This window comes from Wenzhouxiangella psychrophila (assembly GCF_042310375.1).
GTDB lineage: Bacteria > Pseudomonadota > Gammaproteobacteria > Xanthomonadales > Wenzhouxiangellaceae > Wenzhouxiangella.
In genome coordinates this window covers 23,510-48,449 of sequence record NZ_JBHJMQ010000007.1, presented here as the reverse complement: position 1 = coordinate 48,449, position 24,940 = coordinate 23,510, and the positions used below count along the sequence as shown (strand labels likewise).

At 57.6% G+C, this 24,940-nt stretch carries 24 protein-coding genes; all 24 read left to right on the top strand.

Annotation, left to right across the window (positions count from 1 at the left end):
• Positions 1–19: 19 nt before the first annotated feature.
• The 24 genes from ACDC66_RS10320 (at position 20) to ACDC66_RS10205 (ending at position 24,880) form a co-directional block, all read left to right on the top strand.
• Positions 20–976, top strand: a complete 957-nt coding sequence (locus ACDC66_RS10320) for a hypothetical protein (RefSeq protein WP_376696635.1) — start codon at positions 20–22, stop codon at positions 974–976.
• A complete protein-coding gene (locus ACDC66_RS10315) occupies positions 918–1,406 on the top strand; it encodes a four helix bundle protein (RefSeq protein ID WP_376696634.1) in 489 nt (162 codons plus the stop codon). The genes ACDC66_RS10320 and ACDC66_RS10315 overlap by 59 nt, the downstream gene beginning before the upstream one ends.
• 31 nt (positions 1,407–1,437) lie before the next feature.
• Positions 1,438–2,832 (top strand): DUF4910 domain-containing protein, encoded by a 1,395-nt coding sequence (locus ACDC66_RS10310; protein ID WP_376696633.1) that lies wholly within the window; start codon positions 1,438–1,440, stop codon positions 2,830–2,832.
• Positions 2,829–3,548: a cytidylyltransferase domain-containing protein gene (locus ACDC66_RS10305; protein ID WP_376696632.1), complete on the top strand. Its 720-nt coding sequence runs from the start codon at positions 2,829–2,831 to the stop codon at positions 3,546–3,548. The genes ACDC66_RS10310 and ACDC66_RS10305 overlap by 4 nt, the downstream gene beginning before the upstream one ends.
• Positions 3,549–3,842: 294 nt before the next feature.
• Complete coding sequence (locus tag ACDC66_RS10300) at positions 3,843–4,823, top strand: GNAT family N-acetyltransferase (protein ID WP_376696631.1); 981 nt, start codon at positions 3,843–3,845, stop codon at positions 4,821–4,823.
• Positions 4,810–5,493, top strand: a complete 684-nt coding sequence (locus tag ACDC66_RS10295; protein ID WP_376696630.1) for a class I SAM-dependent methyltransferase — start codon at positions 4,810–4,812, stop codon at positions 5,491–5,493. Before ACDC66_RS10300 ends, ACDC66_RS10295 begins: the two co-directional genes overlap by 14 nt.
• Positions 5,459–6,127 carry a class I SAM-dependent methyltransferase gene (locus tag ACDC66_RS10290; RefSeq protein WP_376696629.1) on the top strand — a complete coding sequence of 223 codons (669 nt, stop codon included), beginning with the start codon at positions 5,459–5,461 and terminating at the stop codon, positions 6,125–6,127. Before ACDC66_RS10295 ends, ACDC66_RS10290 begins: the two co-directional genes overlap by 35 nt.
• Complete coding sequence (locus tag ACDC66_RS10285) at positions 6,120–6,737, top strand: hypothetical protein (RefSeq protein WP_376696628.1); 618 nt, start codon at positions 6,120–6,122, stop codon at positions 6,735–6,737. Before ACDC66_RS10290 ends, ACDC66_RS10285 begins: the two co-directional genes overlap by 8 nt.
• Before the next feature lie 49 nt (positions 6,738–6,786).
• Complete coding sequence (locus tag ACDC66_RS10280) at positions 6,787–7,776, top strand: glycosyltransferase family 2 protein (protein ID WP_376696627.1); 990 nt, start codon at positions 6,787–6,789, stop codon at positions 7,774–7,776.
• Positions 7,777–7,840: 64 nt separating this feature from the next.
• Entirely contained in the window at positions 7,841–8,632 is a 792-nt protein-coding gene (locus tag ACDC66_RS10275; RefSeq protein WP_376696626.1) for a hypothetical protein, read from the top strand.
• Positions 8,633–10,012: a capsular polysaccharide export protein, LipB/KpsS family gene (locus tag ACDC66_RS10270; RefSeq protein WP_376696625.1), complete on the top strand. Its 1,380-nt coding sequence runs from the start codon at positions 8,633–8,635 to the stop codon at positions 10,010–10,012.
• Positions 10,013–10,038: 26 nt separating this feature from the next.
• A complete protein-coding gene (locus ACDC66_RS10265) occupies positions 10,039–10,515 on the top strand; it encodes an adenylyltransferase/cytidyltransferase family protein (protein ID WP_376696624.1) in 477 nt (158 codons plus the stop codon).
• Between the two features lie 11 nt (positions 10,516–10,526).
• A complete protein-coding gene (locus ACDC66_RS10260; protein WP_376696623.1) occupies positions 10,527–11,702 on the top strand; it encodes a CDP-glycerol glycerophosphotransferase family protein in 1,176 nt (391 codons plus the stop codon).
• A gap of 113 nt (positions 11,703–11,815) precedes the next feature.
• A complete protein-coding gene (locus tag ACDC66_RS10255; RefSeq protein ID WP_376696622.1) occupies positions 11,816–13,504 on the top strand; it encodes an ABC transporter ATP-binding protein in 1,689 nt (562 codons plus the stop codon).
• A complete protein-coding gene (locus tag ACDC66_RS10250) occupies positions 13,501–14,367 on the top strand; it encodes a capsular polysaccharide synthesis protein (protein ID WP_376696621.1) in 867 nt (288 codons plus the stop codon). Before ACDC66_RS10255 ends, ACDC66_RS10250 begins: the two co-directional genes overlap by 4 nt.
• The gene (locus tag ACDC66_RS10245; protein WP_376696620.1) at positions 14,364–15,104 is read left to right on the top strand and encodes a sulfotransferase family protein; all 741 of its coding nucleotides are present in this window, start codon (positions 14,364–14,366) and stop codon (positions 15,102–15,104) included. The genes ACDC66_RS10250 and ACDC66_RS10245 overlap by 4 nt, the downstream gene beginning before the upstream one ends.
• Before the next feature lie 14 nt (positions 15,105–15,118).
• Positions 15,119–16,441: a hypothetical protein gene (locus ACDC66_RS10240; protein WP_376696619.1), complete on the top strand. Its 1,323-nt coding sequence runs from the start codon at positions 15,119–15,121 to the stop codon at positions 16,439–16,441.
• A 77-nt stretch (positions 16,442–16,518) separates the two neighbouring features.
• A complete protein-coding gene (locus tag ACDC66_RS10235) occupies positions 16,519–17,661 on the top strand; it encodes a glycosyltransferase (RefSeq protein ID WP_376696618.1) in 1,143 nt (380 codons plus the stop codon).
• A 46-nt stretch (positions 17,662–17,707) separates the two neighbouring features.
• Positions 17,708–19,621, top strand: coding sequence for an asparagine synthase (glutamine-hydrolyzing) (gene asnB / locus ACDC66_RS10230; RefSeq protein ID WP_376696617.1), 1,914 nt, complete (start codon positions 17,708–17,710; stop codon positions 19,619–19,621).
• A gap of 2 nt (positions 19,622–19,623) precedes the next feature.
• Positions 19,624–20,748 carry a hypothetical protein gene (locus ACDC66_RS10225; protein WP_376696616.1) on the top strand — a complete coding sequence of 375 codons (1,125 nt, stop codon included), beginning with the start codon at positions 19,624–19,626 and terminating at the stop codon, positions 20,746–20,748.
• The gene (locus tag ACDC66_RS10220; protein WP_376696615.1) at positions 20,748–21,890 is read left to right on the top strand and encodes a CapA family protein; all 1,143 of its coding nucleotides are present in this window, start codon (positions 20,748–20,750) and stop codon (positions 21,888–21,890) included. Before ACDC66_RS10225 ends, ACDC66_RS10220 begins: the two co-directional genes overlap by 1 nt.
• A 1-nt stretch (position 21,891) precedes the next feature.
• Positions 21,892–22,932, top strand: a complete 1,041-nt coding sequence (locus ACDC66_RS10215; RefSeq protein ID WP_376696614.1) for an ATP-grasp domain-containing protein — start codon at positions 21,892–21,894, stop codon at positions 22,930–22,932.
• Positions 22,929–23,801, top strand: a complete 873-nt coding sequence (locus ACDC66_RS10210) for an ATP-grasp fold amidoligase family protein (protein WP_376696613.1) — start codon at positions 22,929–22,931, stop codon at positions 23,799–23,801. Before ACDC66_RS10215 ends, ACDC66_RS10210 begins: the two co-directional genes overlap by 4 nt.
• A complete protein-coding gene (locus tag ACDC66_RS10205) occupies positions 23,798–24,880 on the top strand; it encodes a glycosyltransferase (RefSeq protein ID WP_376696612.1) in 1,083 nt (360 codons plus the stop codon). Before ACDC66_RS10210 ends, ACDC66_RS10205 begins: the two co-directional genes overlap by 4 nt.
• Positions 24,881–24,940 lie beyond the last annotated feature (60 nt).

Here is a 24,940-nt window from a genome sequence, read left to right as displayed (position 1 = left end):
CTCCATTCCAGAACATAATTTGTATTCCGAGAAGCTGACTGAACAATTGGCGTGTGATCCTCACGCATTATTGCAAGCAATGCGCAATTTTCAATGCTGGAATTGCGACTTGATCTACAAATCCAGATGGTTTTCTCGCGAGTCCCTGACGACGCTTTTTTCCAGACAAGTGCCCGCCCACCCCAAAGGATGGGATGTTCTGTCGAATCGTTTTTCTCCTGAGAACTTTGAGGCCGATACCGAGGCATATAGCAAGGCCCTGCAACAAAGCGACACGAGCCAGATCAATCGCTATCGACGAGCGTTGTCGTCCATCATTGACTCGATACCCGAGCTGGAGGGTTCGCAGGAAGAGAAGGACCTACTGGAAGCCATAGAATCTGGCGACATAGAGACACTGCGAGAAGCCACCCCTCTGCTATGGCGTGTAATTGGCGAACCCACGCCTTACAAGCGGTTCTCGGGCTTCTCCGCCGAAGGGCTTTGGCAATACATCAACACCACTCTGGGCAACCTGCACTCCTGGGCCGAAGTCGGTTGCCCGCTCTGGGGCCTTCTCTCCCGCGCGAAGCGGAATGGCGTCGATGCGACCTATCTAGAAAGATCGGAGCCCAACTATTGGTCAACTGGCTGTCGCAACAATGGCACCCACTGCATCGACCATCTTGTCCGGACCACCGGAGTCAGGGTCGCCAACTGGAGCGACCAGCCGCAAAAAATCTGGGACGCCATCGGCGCCTTCCAGTACCTCGACCACCTCGAGAATCCCCTGGAGTTCATGGACGAGCTATTCACCCGCGCCCGCTCCTGCGCGCTGATCCTGGATGATTTCAGCCAGCCCACCGCCATCCAGCATTTCACGGGCTGGACACCGGAAGCAGTCGAGTTTCTGGCCGAAAAGTTCGCGAAGCGTGTCGATGACGGATTCGAGCCGATTCGTGCCTCCGGAAATCGCCTCTACCTTTTGCACGAGTGAACGGGTTCCGGGCGACAGGAGTCAGGCGACAGGAGACAGGAGACAGGCAATGGGTGTGCGGACAGCAAAGGAGCTTACGGTCTATGAAAAGGCCTATAAATTATCCATGGACATTTTTCGAGTAAGTCAGTCGTTTCCAATTGAGGAGCGCTACGCATTGACAAGCCAGATTCGACGGTCATCTCGGTCGGTTTGCATGAACCTCCGAGAAGCCTGGGCAAAGCGTCGATACGAGGCCAACTTCATATCGAAATTGACTGATTGCGATGGAGAAGTAAACGAAACCGATACGTCTCTAGACTATGCACTGGATTGCGGTTACATGACGAATGAGCAACACCAGGATTTTGCGACGAGATGTAGCGAAGTCGGAGCAATGCTCGGCCCCATGATCAGAAATCCGCAGCCGTTTTTGACTTCTGACTCCTGACTCCTGTTTCCTGTCATTTGGCAGCAGATCTTTGCTCCCTGACTACTGGCCCCTGTTCCCTGGGTCCTGTTTCCTGGCCCCTGCCCCCTGTTTCCTTACCTTTAACTCCCATGCCACCTTGACTAAGAACGACAAAAATCAACCAATCGGCGAACAGATCCACGCCCTCGCCCGCAGGCTGTGGCCGATCAATCGGTCCATATCGGGAGCGGGATTGCGCGAGACCTTGCGCATCATTCAGGAACTGCTCCCCGACCTGAGGCTCATCGAGGTCCCGTCAGGCAAACAGGTGCTTGACTGGATCGTCCCTGAGGAGTGGGAAATTCGCGAAGCCTGGCTCGAGGGGCCGGACGGCGAGCGAGTTGTCGACTTTTTCGACAACAACCTGCACGTCATTGGCTACTCCGAAGCGGTCGATCGCGAAATGAGCCTGGAGGAGCTGCAGGGGCACCTACACTCTCTGCCCGACCAGCCTGATGCCGTTCCCTACGTGACGTCCTATTACAACCGCACCTGGGGCTTCTGCATGTCCGATCAGCAGCGCCAGACCCTGAAGGATGGGACGTATCGGGCCTATATCGATGCGCGGCACTTTGAAGGCAGCATTACGCTCGGAGAACTGATCATTCCGGGCGAATCCGAGCAGGAAGTCCTGCTGTCGACTTATTGCTGCCATCCATCGATGGGGAACAACGAACTTTCGGGGCCCTGTCTGACTACCTACCTCGCCCGCTGGCTCCAGTCCAGCAAGCGCCGCCACACCTACCGAATTGTTTTCGTGCCGGAGATGATTGGCTCTATCGCCTACCTTGACAGTAATCTTGATGCCATGAAGGATCGAACCATCGCGGGCTTCAATATCACCTGCGTGGGCGACGAACGGGCCTGGTCCTTCCTGCCGTCCCGCAAGGGCGACACCAAGGCCGATCGAGTTGCCCTTCATGCCCTGCAACACGCAACCGACGGCTTTGAAGAATATTCCTGGCGAGACCGCGCAAGCGACGAGAGCAACTACTGCGCGCCGGGCATTGATTTGCCGGTCACCAGCGTCATGCGCTCCAAGTACGGCGAGTACCCCGAGTACCACACGTCACTGGACGACCTGGAGCGAGTCGTTACTCCGCGGGGATTTGCCGAATCCTTTTCGCTGTACCAGAAGATGATCGAACTGATCGAGAACGGCTGCCGGCCGCGCACTCGAGTCCTGGGCGAGCCCCAACTGGGCCGTCGTGGCCTGTATCCGTCGATCAGCAAGAAGGGCAGCACGCGCGACGTTCGCACCATGCTCGACCTGATCAGCTGGGCCGATGGGGACCATTCCCTTCTGGAGATTGCGGAACTCTGCGGAGTGCCCGCCTGGCAGCTCCTGCCAATCCTTGACACCCTCTGCGACGCAGGCGTTCTGGAACGGGGACGGCTGCAGTGAAGCCGCGGACCGGCATCATCGTATTTGCGCGCATGAGTTCCTCCCGGCTGCCCGGCAAAATGCTGCGCGATCTGGGCGGTCGAACCCTGCTCGAGCGTGTCATCGAGCGCGCGCGCTGTGTTCATCCGGATGTTGTGCTTGCCACCTCGCAGCGTCCCGACGACGACGCACTCGCCGATGCAGCCGAGAAGCTCGGCGTACCGCACTTCCGGGGCAGCCTCGACGACGTTATGGGCCGAGCAGTTCGGGCGGCACGAGAGCATGGTTTCGAGGCCTTTGCCCGACTCTGCGGAGATCGGCCCCTGTTCCCGCTCGACGACATGCGCCGCGGACTCGCCCTGATGGAAGAATCGATGGCATCTGGCCAGCTGACCGATCTGATCACCACGCATGCGCCAAGACCGGTTCCGGCCGGACTCACGACCGAGATCATCCGTACCGAAGCGCTGACAGACGCACGATCACAGACCGAGGATGCACGCGACCTGGAGCACGTCACGACGTATTTCTACGACCATCCAGAACGCTTCGAGATCGTGAACTTGGAAACCAGGATGCGCGACTTTTCCGGCCTCCACTTCTCGATCGACCAATCGGAAGATGCCCGACGCATCGGATTGGTATTCGAGAAACATCCGGAAGTTGACCTTCCGGTAGAGCTTGCGGCGTCGGTTCTCAGCGGTGCCAGCAAACAGGCGAACGAAGCAAATGCCTGAAGATCGCCACTTCCTGGGTGGGCCTGTCATCGACCCGATCGACTACAGCAAGCTTCGGGACAACTCGGCAAGCATAAGGTTTGACGACCTTGGTCGTCCGATCGGCTTGTTCTTCAGCTCCGGAATTTCGATCGAAGCGCGTGACGAAGAGAGTTTCTCGGCGGCCGTGGAACGATTTTCGAAAAAGACAACGCCGTCCCGGGTCCAACCAAGCAAGGCCTACAGGGCCTTCTATGCTGACCCGGCGGGCTGTGTCCAACGAGCGGCTGATCGCATACTAGACTCTGTCGAACCATGAGCACGAAATTGCGCATCGAGTCGATCTCCAGCAATCGAGCGAAAGCGTTTTGGCGTGAGTCTCCCCAGGCCACTGCGTTCACGCAACCCGAGATCCTCGAGCAGTGTGCAAGTCAGGTCGACTGGTGGGGTGCCTGGCGGTCCGATGATCTCGTTGCTGCCTGCCCGGTGTGTCGCTCGCCCGACGACGTCAAGCCGTTTCGCCCGACTTTCCTGTACTACGTCGGACCGATGTTCAGCGGAGAAATCCATGCCTTCAAGTACCACCGATTCCAGGCTGTTCGACAGCAGGCCCTGGATGCCTTGATTCCTTTTCTCGTGGATCGCTATCCGCGGCTTCGCTTCTCGATGCCGCCGGGAGAGACCGATGTTCGGGCGTTCGAATGGTGGAACCATGACAACCCGAAGGGCCCCGCGTTCGTATTCAGGGCCCGTCACACGGCCAGGATTCACGACCTGGATCGGCCGGTCGAGGAGATCCGCGAAGATTTCGCACGCAATCGGAAGCGCGATTTGCGAATGCTGGTCGACGCACAGCCGATTCGGTCCGATGACTGGCTAACGGACGAGCTGATCGAATTGCATGATCGGCCACTGTTGCGGCAGGGAATCAAAGTGCCCGACGAACGCACTCGCGCTCTGCGCAACGTCGTCAGTGCGGCTGCGCAGGGCCACGGCGATGTCCTCGCATGGAGAGACCCCGAGGACGGCAGCCTGGCCTCGTTTATCGTGCTGCTGCATGGCCGCGACGAGAGCAACGATGTCTTATGCGTTGCTTCCGACAAGTGGCGCCAACGGGGCCTGTCGGCATGGACGACCTGGCAGGGCATTCTGCATGCTCGCTCGCTGGGCAGGAAGATCTTTGATTTCAACGGCGCCAACAGCCCTCGCCGCGCCGCCGACAAGCATGCCTTCGGTGCACGGGCCGAACTGTATTTCACGCTGGACATGGACGGGGGCTGGGATGCTGTCGTCTGACGAGAAGAACTCGAACCCATGGGAGACCGAAGTCTATTCCCAAGGCAGACAGATTAATCGGTGGCCTCATACCGAACTCGTATCGCGCGTGCTTCACGCAACGGCCGGACAGGATCCGAGCAAGATCAGTGTTCTCGAACTGGGCTGCGGCACCGGAAACAATCTCCGGTTCCTGGCCGAGGAAGGTTTCCGCACCTACGGCGTCGAAGCATCGCCGACAGCCGTCAAGAGAGCACTGCAGCTGCTTGAGAAGGATGGCCTGACTTCGGAGATCGAGATAGGCGATATGGCGTCTCTGCCGTGGGCGGATGGCCACTTCGATCTTATTCTCGACCGCGCCGCGCTGGTCCACAACGCCCGCGATCGCATTCACTTGATCTTGCAAGAAGCCTGGAGAGTGCTCAAGCCCGGCGGCCGTCTCATTTCGGTCGGTCTGAAGAGTGTTCGACATCCGGAACTGCGTTTCGGGCAACAGTCAAGTGAGGGGACATGGACCTGTTTCAAGAAGGGCAAGTTTCGGGGACTCGGCGCAATGAGCTTCTGCCACGAGAGTGAGATCCAGGATTTGTTCCGCTGCTTCGAGATCGAATGTGTCGAGAGAATGACGCGCTCGAGCCCACAGCAGGATATTCTCGATGAGGAATTCGTTGTGGAAGTGGTTCGACGATGACGCGCCTGGCCTGTTCAGCATGAACCCGTTCGTGAAAATACGCACACAGGTCGGGAATCGCGTGATTCGGACGTCCGAGAAGATCCTGAACAACCGTGTAAGCCGGCCAATCCCCTGCGATCGGGGCCGCATGAAACTGGCCCGATTGCTGCCGGATGGCGGCACCGGAATCGAGCTTGGCGTCGCCGCAGGCTACTTCTCAGACGCCCTCCTCCGGTGCTCCAACCTGGCAAGGCTGTTCTCGATCGACGCCTGGGCCGATCATCATGACAGCGACGAGTATCTCCTCGCCGTCCGCCGCCTGGCCAAGCATGGCAACCGCAGTGTAGTCCTCCGCATGTTCTTCGACGATGCGATCGGCCTGTTCGACGATGAGACCATCGATTTCGTTTATCTGGATGCATATGCTCACGCGGGACAGGAGAACGGGAAACTGCTCGACCACTGGTGGAGAAAACTTAGGCCCGGCGGTCTGTTCGCTGGCCACGACTACGATCTCAAGTGGCCGAAGACGGTTGAAGCCGTCGATGCGTTTTGCGACAGCAAGGACATCGAGCCAAGCATCATTTCCGGTGTTCGGACCGCTAACCATCAGGATTCGTATGCGAGCTGGTACGTCTTCAAGAATGACTGAGTATGACCGTGCGGATCCAGAGTTCGGTCCCGACTGGAGGACCGCACATGACCTACCGGATCAGGCGCTGATCTGCGGTTCGGCGCCATGCCTGTTCGAGGAGTTCGAGGAGGCTTCGGCAATACTGCCGGACGCCGCCGTGCTTGTAGTTAATGAAGCGGGCCGAGTCATCCGCGGAGATCATTTGATGACCCAGCATCCAGAGAAGGCTTCGTGGTTCCGAGAGCGGAGCATCAATCCGGCGATCACGATTCACACGGGCAAGCCCAGAGAAAGAGCGTGCCAACCTGATATCGATGTGTACTGGCCCGACTGCGTGACACTTGCCACGAGCGGCGGCAGCGCAATCGCGATAGCTCTCCGCATGAGCTTCGAAAGGATCGTTCTTTGCGGCATGCCGATGAACGGCGGCGACGGCTATTTCAGTCAATCCGCAATGGAGACGGACGAACCTCGATTTGGACTGGAGTCAGCCGAATCAGATTATATACAGGCCTACAAAGACAGGTTGATCGATTTTGCTGCGACACATCCTGAGGCATTGCAACGAGTTCGGAGCCTCAGCGGCTTCACTCGCGAGATCTTCGGCGCCCCGGAGTGGCAAGCATGACGCCAGACTCCGTGCAATCTCCTACAAACCGGTTGACATTAGTCCGCTTATGAGAGCCGCTACAATTCCAAAACTATCCATAGTCATTCCCATGTTCAATCGCGAATTTCTTATTCGCGAAACAATAGCGTCTATCCAGCGCCAGGAGGAAGAGAACTGGGAGTGCATTGTTGTAGACGACGGCTCACAGGATAGATCCCGCGACGTTGTTCAGCAGTTTGAGAAATCCGATCAAAGAATAAAACTTTACCAAAGGCCGCTGGATCAACCCAAAGGCCCGAGCACCTGTCGCAACCAAGGATTCTTGCACAGTAAAGGGGAATGGGTATGGTTTGTCGACTCTGACGACCATTTAGCCGAAGGAGCAGTAGCCAGAATACTGAATGCTGACCTTGATGAGTCAATCGACCTACTCGTCGGAATGTATGAATACATGGAGAACGACGAAAACAGCGTTGGTCCTAAATGTTGGAAGTTCAGTCCTGAAAGCGCTTATATTGACCATGTTACGAAAAGGTGCCCAATTTTGCCGTTCATGGTAATTTGGCGCAGGAGATATCTACAAAGCAGAGAGCGCCAACTCTGGCACCCCAAGGTGTTATTTCATGCAGCGTATGAGTTTCATGCGCGCATTCTTGCAGAGCGGCCAAGTATCAAGGTCATCAATAAAGTCCTTTACGAGTACCGCCTCCATGATGGCTCCCAGTCCCTTTCCATCTCAAAGGGCCAGCTCGATCATGAACAAATGGCCGAGGTTAGACTCGGCAAGCTGGATTCGAGGCTTAGGGTACTTGAGGGACTTGCCGAGAAGGCCGAGAAACCGGCCGAGAAGAAGGCTCGCGATCAGTTAAAATGGCGCGTACTTGTCCAGATGAAGCGCGATGGTCGCCATGTTCAAACGCAGAAAGCCATAGCAAGGTTCAGAACGTTGCTTTTGCAAGAGCGATCCCTCCGAGGCTTGCTGGGGTACTTCCTGGTCCCCGCAATACTCAGAACCGGTCGTGGGTTTCGGATTATCGGAACCGCGAGATCTGATTGACCCCTCTCTCAACCGTATCTCCCGCAAAGGGCGACAACTTTATCAGGCTTGGGGGCAGCGAAGAATGAGTTCTCTGGTAAATACCTACTTCAAGATCTTCCCTTGGCTAGCCAGAGCTCCGATCCGAAGTGGCTTGGTAAGCGGGCTGGCCCTCGGCTTGTTCGACCGAGAAGACTTCCACTATCTCGACCAACTGAATGCCGGCCGTAGCGGAAAATGGTCCTCCGAGCGCCATAATCTGCGGGGACTCTTACCCTGGGAGAGAGATGCAATCAGAACCTGGTTTCCTGCCTCAGGCAGGCTGCTGATCACCGCAGTTGGCGGTGGGCGGGAGGTTCTGGCACTCGAACCCATGGGCTATGAACTCGAAGCCTTCGAGTGCAACCTGCAACTGGCCGAGGCAGCCAATCAGCATTTGCGCAATCGGGGTTTCCGCAGTCGCGTGTCGACTTGTCCCCGAGACTCAGCACCTCAAGTGGATGGAATGTTCGACGGCATCATCGTCGGCTGGGGCTCCTACACGCTGGTGATGGGGCGAGATACCAGAATTGCTTTCCTGCAAGCACTTTCACAAAGCATACCCGAGGGAGCCCCTCTGCTTCTGAGCTACTTCAAACGCGAGAATCCCCCCGTGATTTCTGATCGAGTTCAACACAAGATTGCGTCCTGGATCAGGAGGCTTCGAGACGCTTCGTGCCTCGATGAGAATGACGTCATGGATTGGAACTTCCGTCATCGATTCAATGACGACGAAATCGAGTCCGAGCTCGCTGCCGCAGGGTTTCGAGCGGTGCATATAAGTGACGAAGACTATCCTCATGCGGTAGGTATTCGACAAAGCATGTCGGATTTCTGAATGGCTCCGAGAAGCAAAGAAAGTATCCGGCCTTCATTCAGAGCGGCTGGCGGGGCGCGCGTCTACCTGCACCTGGGCAGCAGCCTCTGGAGCGACGTGATCCCCCTGATGAAAGACAGAGGGCTTTGGCAACACGTCGTCTGGGATCAGTCCTCCCGACGCGGCGGCCATCCGGGCCATTGCGAGCAACGCCGGCGACTGGGCCCGCACACCTATCGGAGCATCGAACCCAGGCTGTACGACCAGCTCCATCCCCTGGTGTACAGGTTCATGAGCATGTATGCTAGAAACACGCGCATGAACCAGGGGGGGTATGGCACGAAAACCATTCATGATTTTCTGGACATATTCAACATTCAGGTCAGCTACTACGCCACGGTTTTTGTTGACGAAAGCATTGAACTGATTCTATTTTCCAGGGCCCCGCACACGGGGGCAGACTTCGTCGCCTACCAAGTGGCACGGGCACTCGGAATCCAGACACTGATCCTTCAGAAGAACCGCCACCTCGGCGAGCGCTTCTTCCACGTCTTCAACATGGAAGATTTCGGTATCTACGAAACCAGCCGTGTAATCACCGAGAAGCAACCATTCCCGATCGAACATCGCTTCGAGAAAGAGCTCGACTACATGACCGACTTCTATGCCCGAGACGGTTGGCGCGACCGTATCCGGGACTGGCCCTTCTATCAGTTCTGCTCCAAGGTCTGGCGGTGGCGCGCAGTGGAGGAAGCCTGGATCCAGTACCAGTGTGAGAAGACATTCAGGCATTTCGACAGCAAATTGACCAACCCGAACCCCGACCTCGAAGGGGACTTCGTCTACTTTCCGCTCCAGTATCAGCCCGAAGGCAACACCACGTCCTGGGGCGGAGTTTACGACGACCAGCTCCTCGCCATCGAGCAGCTTTCCTCGAGATTGCCACCGGGCTGGCGAATCCTGGTCAAGGAGAACCCCCAACAAATCGGCTACCAGCGCGGAAAATGGTTCTACGAGCGACTCGCGGGCATTCCGCAGGCGGAACTGGTTCCGCGCTCGATGGATACCTACGAACTACTGCGCCGGAGCCGCTTCGCTGCGACAATCACCGGCACAATCGGCTGGGAATCCATCACCGGGGGAAAGCCGGTACTGATTTTCGGACCGGGCGCGTGGTACCGCAGCCTGCCGGGCGTGATATTGTTCACAGAAAGTTTTCGGATTGAGGACGTGCTCGATTACGAGTTCCAACACGCGGACCTCGAAGAAGCCATGAGCCATCTATTAACACGATGCGGCCACGGCCACGTGTTCTGGAAGGATGTCGAGCGAATCGCCGAATCGGACGGATCCGCAAACGCCCGCCGAGTTGCCGAATCGCTGACAAGGATTCTCAGCTAAGTACAAGCAAATCATAAAGAGGGGTCATGACCAGCAAAGCGCAAGCACGAACCGTGCTGACTTATGGAACATTCGATATGTTTCACGTGGGCCATGTGCGCCTCATTCAGCGTCTGACGGAATTGGGTGAGAGACTAATCGTGGGCGTATCCACCGACGAGTTCAATTTACAGAAGGGAAAGCGCGCGATATTCACCTATCCCTACCGCGCAGAGATCATATCTTCCCTGAAGGGGGTGGACCACGTCATCCCGGAGGAGACATGGGATCAAAAGCTCGAAGATATCCAACGCCATGATGTTGACCTGCTTGTCATGGGCGAGGATTGGGCTGGAAAATTCGATTACCTTAGCAACACATGTGAAGTGCGCTACCTGCCGCGAACTCGAAACGTATCGACTACCTCCATCAAAGCAGCCATCGATCGACTATCCAGCATCGGCGACAGTGACCTGGTTTCTGCAGTCGAAATTCTCGAGTTTTTGAATCGGGACCTCACCTGATCTCAGTCCGTATGCAGTTTTTTCGCTTCCTGCTGATCCCGTTCTCCTTCTTCTTCCGCAAGAACGTCGTGCTGTTTTACGAAACGCATCACGGTTCCGGATCGAACGTATTCTCACTGTATTCGTCGTGGTCATCTGATTCGTCGTTCCCGTTCACCTGTTACCTGATTCGTCGCAAAGTAAGGGGGCTCCGGAGTCGTCTGCAGAACGAACTTCTCTTGCTGAGAGCCCGCTGGATCGTTCAGGATCATGGCGGCCGAGCCTGGTATCCCGGCCAGCAGGTCATCGAGCTTTGGCACGGAATCCCACTCAAAGGAATGGACGGGATGGATGCGACCTATCAGGATACGATGGAGCCAAGTGAAATCATTCGTCGCATGCCCGAACTGGTGCTTTCTTGTGGTCAGATGTATGAAACGCTTTTTTCGGCCTGCCGTTACGTGCCGGGTGCACGCTATCGCCGATTCGGATTTCCGCGCTTGCGGTGGCTGCAGAACGATCGATCTAACGCGCGTGCAACGCTTTCGAAGGTACTCGGCCGCTCGATCGACGACAAGCTGAAGGTGCTGTTGTGGATGCCGACCCACCGGAAGATCAAATCCAATGGCAATGGCAATGGCACGGCCCGGCCCGATGGTTCGTCGTCCCGGTTGCCGGCATTGCTGGATTCCTGGTTGTCGCCGGAACTGGAGCGCGTCCTCCAGCAAAACGGTTGCCTGCTCGTAATGAAGCCTCACCCGAACGACGAAGGCCTGGTACGGAGTCGCACGGATGCCCTCGGATCACAGGTCGTCTTGCTAACCAGCGATGACTATTCCGAGCACACCGAGGATCTCTACTGCCTGCTGCCAGCGACTGATGCACTGATTACCGATTACTCCAGCGTCTATTTCGATTACCTGCTACTCGACCGTCCGATCGGTTTCGTCGTGGAGGACCTGGATCGGTATCGACAACAGCGGGGGTTTCTGCTCGAGCCCGTCGAGCGCTGGATGCCGGGTGAGCACATCCGATCGGTGACTGACCTGGAGGAATTCATTAGCTATGTTGCAGTCGGACGCGATCCGCATCGCCCACATCGCCAGGAAATGTCCGATATGTTCTTCCCGGCAGGCATTCAGGACACCGCCACCTTGCTCGCGGCCCATCTCCTGGATCAGCACAGAAAGGGTAGCGCGGGCCGGTGAGTAACCGGAGCAACACCTCACAGCCTCTCGAATCGGATGATTCGATTTCGAGACTGCTTCGGCGCTTCGTGCGCCATGTATCGAGTGCAAGGCGGCGGCAGTTCCTGGGCCTGATGGCCCTGATGCTGATCGGTGCCATGGCCGAGATGCTGACCCTGGGCGCCGTTATCCCGTTCGTTTCGCTCCTGGCCGATCCGGCAACGGCCTTCGAGTTCCCCGGCCTGCAGGCGCTGTTCCAGGGGCTTGGATGGCATGATCCGGAGGCCATCGTCACGCCGATGACGCTGCTATTCATCGGGGTGATCGTCCTGGCCAGTAGCATACGGGTGCTGCTGCTGATCACCAGTACACGTTTTATCCACGCACTTGGCGCCGAAGTCGGGGTCACCATGTATCGCCGCATCCTGCGCCAACCGTATCGGTTCCACGTGGCCCAGCACTCCAGCGAAGTCATCGCCGCGCTCAACAAGGTTCAGTCCATGCTCAATTCGGTCGTGAAGCCGGCGCTGGACGGTCTGATCGCACTGGTGCTCGGCCTGGCCATTCTTGGCATGATGGTCTACCTCCAACCTGTCGCAACACTACTTGCCGTTGTCACACTCATATTGTTCTATTTCGGCATCGCTGGCGCAGTTCGACATCGACTGAAGGGCAACAGTCGGACGATCGCTCGGACACAGTCGAGACGAGTCCGGAGCGTTCAGGAAGGGCTTGGTGGAATCCGGGACATTCTCCTCGCGAATCGGCAGGATCGTGTTGCGGGTGCATTTGCCCGCGTAGACCGGACACTTCGCGACGCACAGGCCACGAACACCATTCTCAACCAGCTTCCGCAGCCACTGATCCAGACCCTGGGCATGGTCCTTGTCATCGCTTTTGCCTGGTTTCTGGCACAGCAGAGCGACGGAATTACCCACGCGCTACCGATTCTCGGTGCACTTGCGCTTGGTGCTCAAAGGCTTTTTCCGATGCTGCAGAGACTCTACTCTGCCTGGTCACGTCTCACGGGTAACCACCAGACATTCGCGGACGTTCTTGGGTTTCTCGAGCTCGACGAGGAGAGAGGCGGGACCGGCCAGGCGTCAACTGCACTCGCCTTTCGGGACTGCGTCCGTCTCGAGCGAGTATCCTTCCGTTATCCGGGTGCCGAGGAGGACGTGCTTAGTGAGATAACCCTGGTCATTCAAAAGGGGCGGCAGATCGGCATATGCGGTCCCACCGGCGCGGGAAAATCCACTCTGGTCGACCTCGTTATGGGGCTACTGGAACCAACCGGCGGTCGCCTGTGGGTCGACGGCACGCTGGTCGATGCAACCAACCGACACCTCTGGGGTCAGCGGATCGCCCACGTTCCGCAGGACGTCTTCCTGCTGGATGCGAGTTTCGCCGAAAACATCGCACTGGGAGATTGCGACGAAGAAGTCGATATGACCCGCGTAACGGAAGCCGCTCGGGCCGCCCAGGTCAGCGAGTTCATTGAGGCACAGCCGGATGGCTATCTAACGCGCATCGGGGAGCGTGGCGTACGCCTATCAGGCGGTCAACGGCAGCGCATTGCGCTGGCGCGCGCACTCTATCGCAATGCGGAGTTCATCGTGCTTGACGAGGCCACCAGCGCACTCGATAGCGAGACCGAGGCCTCGGTAATGCGCGCCGTTCACCAGATCGAAGGCGTGCGTACGCTCCTTGTCATCGCCCATCGGCAGGAGACGCTTTCATTCTGTGATGAAGTAATCCGACTAGACGGCGGCTCTGTTGAGCCAGCCTACCCGAACGACCGGCACATATTCCAGCAGACATGAACACGCTTCCATGTCGAATCTTTACCTATTGGCATCAGGGCTTCGACGATGCGCCCGAACTCGTTCAGGCCTGCCGGTGGACAATGAAGCGCTACACACCGGGATGGTCGCACCACTTCCTGGATGCCGAAAGCGTGCAGCAGTGGATCGAGCCGATCCCGATTCCGGAACGTACCTGGAACCGGCTTTCGCTAGCGCATCGGTCCGACGTGATCCGCACCCAGCTTCTGATCCGCCATGGCGGCGTCTGGGCCGACCCCACCGTGCTGCTTACTCAGCCGCTGAAGGACTGGCTGCCTGAAAGGATGGATGCGGGAGTTTTCCTATTCCATCGGCCCGGGCGGGACCGCGCGGTGTCCAATTGGTTCATTGCGAGCGAAGCGCACCACCCCCTGCTTATGCGTCTTTATGAGGAGCTTTGCCGATATTGGACCGACAATGAGTTCCACAATTTCGACCGGCCGATGAAGCCACTGGCCAGTTTCGCCGGTCGGGTGCTCAACCGGAATCTCGAACTGCCACGCCTGTGGCTCCGGAAGCCGTTCATCCGGCTCCTGAAAGCCTATCCTTACATGATCTACCACTACATGCTGTACCACCTTGTGCGCTCCGACCCAGCCTTGAAGTCACTGTGGGAGCGGATGCCCAAGGTATCGGCTGATCTCCCCCATTTCGCGGTGCATCGAGGCCTGCTGGAACATCTCGATGACGAAGCGAAGCGATTCATCGACAGCGGCGAAGCACCGCTATTCAAGCTCAGCTGGAAACTGCCTTCGCAGGACGTACCGCCTGAATCGGTGCTTATCTATCTGCTTGAACAGTTCGCGGCCGGGAAGCCGGAACAAAAGGCAAACGCATCATGAGCAGGAACCGCAGCGACCGACCCAGAGTGTTCTGTATCGGCTGGCACAAGACTGGCACAACAACACTGGGCCTGGCCCTGATCGAACTCGGTTACTCGGTATTGGGTTGCCGGCTGGACATGGTCCACCCGCTGCGCCGCGGCGATCTGGACACCGTGCTGAAGACGGCGGGCGAGTACGACGCCGTGCAGGATGTCCCGTGGGCCGCACTGTTCAAGGAACTGGACGAACGATACCCCGGCAGCCGGTTCATTCTGACCGAGCGCGAGGAATCGCTCTGGCTGAAGAGTGCCCGCCGCCATTTTGCCGACGCCTATGTGCACCTGCACGAATGGCTGTATGGCGAGGGAGTGCTGCAGGGCAATGAGGAGCTGTACCTCGAACGCTTCCGGCAACACAATCAAGAGGTCCGAGACTACTTTCGCGATCGAGAAGACGATCTGCTGATCATGAACCTGCAGAATGGCGATGGATGGCAGGAGCTGTGCAGGTTTCTAGGTCATGATCTGCCGAATCGCCCATTCCCCCATGCCAACAAGGGGCCGCATAGCTACACCGTCCGGGACCGGTTCGTCGCAGGAGTTCGCCGGATCGTTCCGCTGACCGTGCGCAAGACTATCTTCGCCCTCCGGCAGGGCGTTCGTGATCGCTTGGGACTCCCGGATCCTCGAAATCGGTTCAACAATTTCAGGCAGAATCGGGCGGAACTGGAACGCATGCGAAAGCGCGAATCATGAATACGAATGCTAGAATGGCCGCGCCCCTGCGTAAACCGCTTGGAGTGTCGCCGCGCCAGATTATCGGGTCGGTGCTGATGGCCGCCACGTTGCCGGCCCTGCTGGCGGTAGAGTTCTGGAGAACCCGATCCGAGCGCTACCGCCAATGGCTACTGACGCTTTTCATGGTTGTGCTTGGTTTCGTTGTGATCATCGAAGCCGGTGATGCATTAGATCACCTGATGGATGTTGAACTGGTCTACTCGAGAATTTCGTTTGAACTGTTTCTGAACGACCTCTGGCGAATTCTGACGTTTCGAATCACGGAAACCGGCACCAAGGATGTCTACAAACATGTAGTCGCATACTTCTTCGGTGGCATCCTGGGTATGCCACAGCTTTTTTTCCCGTTCGTTGCGGGTGTGTACGGTTACTTTTTCGCCGGCTCCGTCCTCCATGTATTGCGCCATTTTTCGCCTGGACGCGCTAACTACGTAGTACTTGCTTTTGTATTTGTCTTTCTCATGTTGAAGGGTGTCGACGGTTACTTGTCCGTTCGCACTTGGACCGGCTTTTGGGTTCTGGTCTACGCCTGTCTGAAGTACCACGAGCAGCCGCGCCTGCGATACCTGCTACTGATGTTCGTACCACCGTTCATCCACCTCGGCTACTTCCTGCTGGCCATACCGGCCTGGTTCGTGCTGGTCTTCGGTAGCCGACCGTTTGCCTATGTTGTGATCTTCGCACTCTCATCGGTTACGACGATCCTTCCGCAAGAGCAGATTACCCAGCAGATTGCTAGAACCGAACGTGGTGCAGCTCAGATCCAGGGCTATTACACAGAGGAACAGAGCTCCGCCATCGAGGAGTTCATGGGTCAGCGCCAGCAAACCAACTTCTACAATGCCTATCGGCGAGCCGGCCTTCAGCGATGGGCGCCAACCGTACTCGTCATCACGCTACTTGCTTGTGGGATGTACTTGAAGTGGATGACGCGCTATCAAAAGAAAATATTCTCGATTGGACTGCTGACGCTGGCCTTCTCGAACGCCACCTGGTTTCTCTTCGCCGTTCACAACCGATCTCTGACGATCGCCATGGTCTTCATCTTGGCCGCATTCCTGATGGCACGTCTGGATCCGCACACACGGGATCGTTTTCGAGGGCTGCCGGGCTACTACAAATGGGGCGCCCACCTTTCACTGCTGCTGTTTGCTCCGCTGATTATGTTCACAGCTTCCATTGTGATCGAGCGATACGGTTTCTACAGCCTGGGGGCACCATTTATGGCCTGGGTCGAACCAGGATCGAACGTCGATTTCAAGCAGGCCATTCGTTTCCTGCTCGGCCGGGGTTGAAGCCGGTGCAGGGAGTCCACTACCGCATACTGATCGTGCTGACGCCAGCGTTTCGGCCAACGGCCGGCGGAGTGCAAATGTCGACCCTCAAGATGGGGCGGCGCTTCGCCGAATTGGGGCATTCGGTCGGGGTCTTCTCGTTCTCCAACCACGGTCATGATGTCTGCGAGTTCGGCAAGCTCCACCACGCAACAGAACCGGGCGGTCACTATCTTTCTGGGAATCTCGACGCGCTGCAGGAGGCACTATTGTCCTTTCAACCGGACATTGTCATCAACCAGATGCCATATGAGCACGAAATCGGGCAGTTGCTCAAGGAAAACAAGCGCTACCTGCTGCTGGGCTGCCTCCGCAACACACTCTATTCTGTGCGCGGCAATATCCAAGGCTATGTGGCCCGAACAGCCCCTGGTCCGCTCAAGAGGCTTTCTAGATGGCGGCTCGTTCAGCAAGCATTTCTGGCACTACACCGCAAGCGCCACCGGGCCGACCTGCTGAAGATCCTTGACACATACGACCGCTTCATTATGTTTGGCCCACCAAACCTGGAGGAGCTGCGCTACTTCGTTCCGGATTTCAGGGAGGACAAGATACGCCTGATTCCCAATTCCATTCCTGAAGTGGCCCCTACCCCGCCGAAAAAACAGAAGCGACTACTGTGGTTGGGCCGAGTGGCCCACCAGCAGAAGCGCGCAGAACTGATTCTGCCGATCTGGGCACGAGTCAGCGAGGCGCTGCCGGACTGGGAGCTCGACATTGTTGGTGATGGCCCACTGCTGGACCACTTGCAGCGCGAAGCTAAAGAGCTTTCATTGCCGCGCATCTACTTTCACGGCCGCCAAGTTCCAGATGAGTTCTACCGTCGTGCGGCGATCTTTTTCATGACGTCCGCATTCGAGGGCTTCCCGAACACGCTGGTGGAAGCGCAGAGCCAGGCGGCGATCCCGGTAATCTTCGATTCATACCCGGTGGCGCGCTGGATCGTTCAGGACGGCGCCAGCGGTGCCCTGGTGCCACCGTTTGATGTCGACGCCATGGCTGACGAAATCATCGAACTCGCCGAGAGCCCTGATCGCGCGCGGTTCGCCGAGCAGGCCCTGGAAAGCGCGCGTCGCTTTCACATCGATCGGGTCGGTCAATTGTGGCAGGAGTTGTTCGAGGTCGAAGCGCCGAAGTATGCCAGGGCCGACCGTGCCGAGAGGCTGGTCAACGTGCAATGAATATGCTCGTCCGGGCAGAGGCGCCGACTACGCGGAGTTACGCTCAATGTGCGGCCTGACGGGATTTCACCTGAGGGACGGCGGCACGACATCCGACGCGGTCACGATCCAGTCGATGTCCCAGGCCCAGTCCCATCGGGGCCCGGACGATGCCGGCCACGCCGCGATAGATTGCCGATCCGGCAGCATCGAGCCCCTGGAAGGTAATGGTGCGACGTCGTTCCGGACCTCGGCAGACCTGTTCTTCGGCTTCCGCCGACTGAGCATTCTCGACCTGTCGCTCAATGGCCACCAACCCATGGCCAGCCCGGACGGCCAGGTTCTTCTCATGCTCAACGGCGAGATCTACAACGCTTTCGACTTCGTTCCGGAGCTGGAATCGGAGGGCTACCGGTTCCGGGGCAAAAGCGATACCGAAGTCGTGCTCAATCTCTATCTGGTCCATGGGTTGGAAGGAATGCTGTCCAGATTGAACGGCATGTTTTCCATCGCGATCTACGACTCTCGCCTCGGGCGGCTCTTCCTGGCACGCGACCGCTTCGGCATCAAGCCGCTTTATATCCTTGAGAACGAGCGGTTCTTTGCGTTCAGTTCCGAGCTCAAGAGTTTCGGCTATTTGCCCGGGTTCCGGTTTTCGCTGGACCAGAAGGAACTCAGTGAGTTCTTGATGTTTCGTCACAACCGGGATCGGACACTGCTAGAAGACATTCGACAGTTGCCGCCGGGAATGGTCCTTTCCTATGATCCCTCGACCGGCGATTCCAGATCGACTACATACCAGACCGAAGCGTCGACGAACGCGATCGAAAGCCCCGAGCAGTTCGCGGTCTGTCTTGAGCGGGCCATCGAGGCGCAGTTGATCAGCGACGTGCCGCTGGGCTGCCAGTTGTCGGGTGGCGTGGACTCCAGCCTCGTGACGCACTTTGCCGCGCAAAGGGCCGGCGCGGACATGAATACCGTGTCCGTCGTCTTTGCCGACGAACGGTTCTCCGAGGAAACCCACATCGATTATGTCGAACAGACTCTAGGCGTACGCGGCCATCGATTCCAGCTGTCGCCGGAGTACTATATCCAGCGCCTGGATGCCGCCACATGGCACCTCGAACAGCCGATCAGCCACCCGAACACGATCGGTGTTATGCTGCTCAGCGAGCGCGCACGGGAATTCGTGACAGTACTCCTCAGTGGCGAGGGTGCCGACGAGCTCCTGGCCGGCTATTCAAGATTCCTCGCACTGTTGCATCCCTGGGGCAAATCTCTGCTTTCGCGACTCCGTGGTGTGCGGGGCAGCCGGTTTCAGGAGCTGCTGGCCTACCGGGACCCCGCCTGGCGCGCAGTCACGGCTACCCTGGTCTCGCGCGCCAGCGTTGCGCGGCGGGTCTATCCCGCGCTTGACGAATCAGCAGCCATCGAGCCTCGGCTCGACCTTTACCGGGCGACGGCGGGATCGCCCCTCGAACGTCAGCGCCGCTATGAAATGGCCACCTACCTTCCCGATCTGCTGCTGCGCCAGGACAAGATGTCGATGGCCGCAAGCATTGAGAACCGTGTGCCGTACCTGGACAACCCGCTGGTCAACGCAGCGTTCACGATTGATCGGGAACAATTGATGGGGCGTGGCCCGAACGGGCCTCACGGTAAGCTCATTCTCAAACGGATATGCGAGAAGGTATTCGGCCGTGATTTCACCTACCGGAAGAAGCAGGGCTTCGGCATTCCACTTCGCCAATTCATGGCCCGGAGCTCGTTCCAGAACGAACTGCACGACCGGATTCTGCCCGGAATCGAGAAACGGGGAGTATTCGCGGTCGAAGTACTGCGCAGGACGGCACGCAACATCAAGGCTGCAGAGTGGGCCGACATCGAGCTGCTGTGGACCATGGTGGCGTTCGAATCGTGGGCGCAACAGTTTCTGGATGCGGACTTCCAGTCCGGGATCGACCGAACGAGCGGTGCCTGACGATGCGGGCTCCTGATCTGGCAGCACTTCGATCCCGCCTGGGGGCCATCCGAGCCAATTGGCGGGGCCGTTCGGTCAAGGGCCGACTAGTCGTGATCGAGAGCGATGACTGGGGTGCGATTCGAACGCCATCGAAAGCCGCATTGGGCGAGATGCGCGCGCGTGGTCTTGTTGCCGAGAACAGCGTCTACTGCAACGACGCCCTCGAGACGAGTGACGATCTCGAGCGGCTCTACGAAGTGCTCTCTTCCGCAAGCGGCGCCGATGGCCGGCGGGCCGTGCTGACCGCCAACACGATCATGGCAAACCCGGATTTCGAGGCTATCCAGGCATCGGGGTTCAAGCAGTACGCCTTCGAGCCCACGACGGCAACTTGTGCACAGAATTCCGCAACCCGGGGTGTGCCTGCCCTCTGGCGCCAGGGTATGGCCGAGGGCTTGTATCGGCCCCAGTTCCATGGTCGCGAGCACCTTCATCATCGACGCTGGTTGGCCCGACTCCGTGATGGCGATGAACTTACTCGCTTCTGTTTCTCGCTGGGCAGTACATCCTCGGGGCAAGGCGACTACGCTTTCATGGAAGCCCTCGACTGGGATTCCGCGGACGAAGTGCAAATGCAGGCCGACGAGTTGGTGAACGGGCTGGAGCTGTTTCGTGAGATCTTCGGCTATTCATCGAGTAGCTTCATCGCACCCTGCTACACTTGGGATCCCAAGCTGGATCCCATCCTGTCGAGCCATGGAATTCGATGGATTCAGGGGGTTCGAGTTCAGCGGCGCCCGACGGGCCAGGCGGGTGCCCATACCATCATTCGGCATTTCTTCGGTCAGCGCAACGCGCATGGCCAACGTTACAATGTTCGGAACGTGCATTTCGAGCCGGTCATGACACCGAATTTGGACATCGTCGATCGCGCGCTGGCACAGATTGCCATTGCCTTTGCCTTCCGGCGGCCGGCGGTCATCAATACCCATCGCGTCAATTACATCGGCTCGATCGAGCCGAAGAATGCCGACCTCGGGCTATGCGCCCTGAAATCGCTTCTGAGGATCATCACGAGAAGGTGGCCGGACGTGAAGTTCATTTCCACCGACCAGCTCTCCGATCACCTTCAGGGAGACGATTGATGTCGACGAGAATCGCATTCACAGGGGACTTCTGTCCGATCGGTCGGCTCGATCCGCTCGTCCAAAAGGGCCGAGGGCTCGAACTTTTCCCGGGGATTCAGGAGTTCTTTCGGACGTGCGACCTGGTCGTCATGGACCTCGAGTGCCCACTGACCGACGCCGGCGAGCCGATCACGAAGACCGGGCCCCACCTACGGGGATCACCCCGCGCAGCCAGGGTGATGAAGGAGCTGGGCTGCAATCTGGCGGCGACGGCCAACAATCACTTCATGGATTTCGGTTGGCAAGGTGCCCAGGATACCTTCAAGGCGCTGGAGCAGGATGGGATGGGCTGGTTGGGCAGCGGTCGGAGTATGACGGATGCCTCCCGGCACCACGTCATCGAGCGAAACGGCCTGAAATTTGCGTTCATCAACATGACGGAAACCGAGTGGTCGACGACGCAGGGCGAAGAACCCGGCTGCTGCCCGATCGATTATCCGACCGCGCTACGCGAAATTGCAGGAGCACGCGAAGCGGCGGATTTTGTGTTCGTAATCCTTCACGGCGGGCACGAGCATTACGAACTACCCAGTCCGCGAATGCAGCGGCAGTTCCGATTCATGATCGATGCAGGCGCTGATTCCGTCATCGGTCATCATACGCATGTGATTTCAGGCCATGAATGGTACCGTGGAAAACCGATCTTCTACAGCCTCGGCAACTTCTGCATCGATGACGGGGTGCGCTCGAACAGCCCATGGAATCGGGGCCTGATCCTCGTGCTCGAAGTCGACGACTCCCGCCAGCTCGATTTCACTCTGCACCCCGTCGTGCAGAATGACAAGACCCCGGGAACGCGATTGATGTCAGAGGCCGAGGCGGAGCAGGCAATTTCGCAAGTGGAATGCCTTTCCTCGATCATTGCGAATGAGGATGCCTTGGCGAGTGCATTCGACGACTTCTGTCGAGTGAAAATGTCAATCGTGCGCAGCCAGATCCAACCGTACCGGAACCCCCTTCTGGTCGCGCTTCATCGGCGAGGCCTGCTTCCAAGCCTGATCGGACGCCGGAAACGTCGCCTTCTGGCGGCCTTGTGCCAGTGCGAATCGCACCGTGAGGTGCTCTTGTACGCGCTCCGCGACGGGCAAGAAAGCCAATAGCGTGACCGAAGTCGAAATGCTCGCCATCCACGACTCAAACTCCGGGTTCCATCCACGCTGGATTGCCTACTGCGAGCGTGAGCGCATCCCGTATCGAAGGGTCAACTGCTATGCCAGCGACATTATCCAGCAGCTGGATGGCTGCAAGGCGCTGATGTGGCACTATGGCCAGTCGCACCCCAAGGACATTCTTATAGCCCGGCAGATTCTTTTCGCCGTGGAACATGCCGGCATAAGGGTGTTTCCGGATTTCCGCACGGCTTGGCACTTCGACGACAAGGTGGCGCAGAAGTACCTCTTCGAAGCGCTGGATATTCCAGCTGTCCCGGCCCATGTGTTCGTTGATCGGGAAGAAGCACTGACCTGGGTGGACAGGGCCGAGTTTCCCAAGGTGTTCAAGCTACGACGGGGCGCCGGGTCGGCTGGGGTTCGACTGGTCAACAGCCGGACGCAGGCCCGGCGACTGATCAAGCGGGCGTTCGGCCGCGGGTTCCCGATCTACGACCCTTGGGACAACCTAAAGGAGCGTATGTACAAGGTCCGTATGGGCAAGCTGCCGCCCAACGAGATCGTCAAGGGGCTGATCCGGTTTGTCTACCCACCGCGATACTCACGTATCCTCGGGCGCGAGCGTGGCTACATCTACTTCCAGGACTACCTGCCGGGAAATGACAGCGATATCCGTATCATCATCATCGGGGGGCGAGCCTTTGCCATCCGCCGCCTGGTTCGCCCCGGCGATTTCCGTGCTTCCGGTAGCGGACGGATTACCTACCAGCGCGGTGATTTCGACGAGCGATGTGTGGACCTGGCCTTCGAGACGGCGGAAAAGCTTGGAGGAGGCTGCGTTGCGCTCGATTTCGTGTTCGATGAAACAGGACAGCCGTGGATACTTGAGGTCAGCTTCGGCTTCAGCCCCGAAGGATATGATCCGTGTACCGGCTACTGGGATCGATATCTCAACTGGACTGCCGGGCCGTTCAATCCGCAGGGATGGATGGTCGATTCAGTCAGGCGGAAGACCGGGAATCTCTCCTCGTGATATCGTGGCTGAAATGCAGGCTCTATTCCCTGGCACTCACTCTCGCCCCTGCATTGCTCTTCCGTTTCCAGCACCTTCGTATGCACCGACGCTTTGGTTCGCATTGGTATTGGGCCCAACTGCGACGACCGCGCACATTCAATGAACACTTGCTGCGCAGCAAGCTGGATGGCCAGCATGCTGCGATGACGCATTTGGTCGACAAGGCCGAGGCCAAACGTTGGGTTTCCGAACGCATTGGCGAGCAGCACATCATTCCAACTCTGGGTGTGTATGAGAAGCCGGAAGACGTGCCCATCCAGAAGTTACCACGCCCCTGCATACTAAAGCCCACGCATACCTCCGGTCATGTTCGGATCTTAAAAGGTGTGGATGAAGAACCGACACCAGGAGAAATCCAGAACGAGCTAGCCAGTTGGCAGCGCATTAATCACTACCTGATCAGTGGCGAGCCGCAGTACCGCGATATCTGCCCGCGCATTATCTGCGAACCCCTGCTTGGGGCTGGGCAAGACGATTTGCCCGACTACAAGTTCTTCTGTTTTTACGGCAGGCCCACCTTCGTTCAAGTGGATTTAGATCGTCGGACGCACCACGTTCGTCGCTTTTACAACTGCCAATGGAAACCACTGGACTTCACCCTGCGCTACTCCATGGCCCCTCGCGAAACACCCCGCCCTACTCAGTTCGACCAAATGGTGAATATCGCAAGCAAGCTCTCATCGGGATTTTCGTTCGTGCGCGTTGATCTCTATGCCGTGGATGACCGCATCTATTTCGGCGAGCTCACTTTCCACCCGGAGTCTGGCACAGCGCCATTTTCGGACTTTCAGGCTGATTTGGAGCTGGGAAAGAGTTTTACGCAGTGAGCCGGATCTGCCTCGTTTGTATCTCACTACGCGCCGGCGGCACCGAGCGAATCGTATGCCGAATTGCCAACCAGCTGAACCTGAAGAATGAGATTTCCATTCTGTTGCTATCACGCAACAAACCCTTTTACAAGCCAGATGCTGATATATCCGTTATTTGCCCCCAAGCATCAAAACGCAGCGAGGCCGGTTGGCGTTGGTATCCAACAATACTTCGCTACCTATGGAGGGAATTGGGTAAGGTAGACCCTGACCTCGTGCTGTGTTTTGGCGAGCTCATTGCGCCGGTCGTTCTGCCGACCGCTCGACTACAAGGCCGACGCACTTTGATGTTTAATCGCGCAAGCCCGTTGACCTGTCTTCGCGGACGAAGGGGAATCATCAACCCGCTTACCTACCCGCTGGCTCACAGGGTCGTTGTTCAGACCGAACGCTCTACAAGATTACTGCGAAATCGATTTCGTTTCTCCAATTTCGAAGTTTTACCAAACCCTGTTGAAATCCCCCAACATGTCCGACCTATCACGCATCGACAGAAGCGTGTTATCAACGTAGGCACTCTCGGTGGACATAAGAATCAACAGGCACTTCTACGCGCCTTTTCTGAAATTAGGTCTGGAACTGCGTGGTCTTTGGAATTCGTAGGCGACGGTCCAAATCGTCAGGAACTTGAGAGCCTGCGATGCAGCCTAGGCCTTCAGGACTCCGTCCATTTTTTGGGTCAAAGAAGCGACGTAGGCGAACTGCTTCAGGACAGCCCTATCTTCGCGTTCACATCGTTGACCGAGGGGTTCCCGAATGCACTGGCGGAGGCCATGGCCGCCGGCTGCGCCTGTATCAGCTATGACTGCCCAACAGGACCATCAGAGTTGATCGAGCACGGCGTCAACGGATTCCTTGTCGAGCCCGGCAACGAAACCGAGTACAGTAGGCTGCTTCAAGAACTGATTGAAAAGCCCAACCTTCGAACGATGTTTTCCAGGAATGCAAGAAGGTCAATGAGTCGGTTCGAGGCGGGCACGGTAATGAGAAGGTTGGAGAAGATGATTGAGCAAGCGGTCGGTTTAGATCAGACCTAGCACTCATGACACTTGGTCGACGCAATGAACCAAAGGATTGCGCATTAATTGCCACTTCGA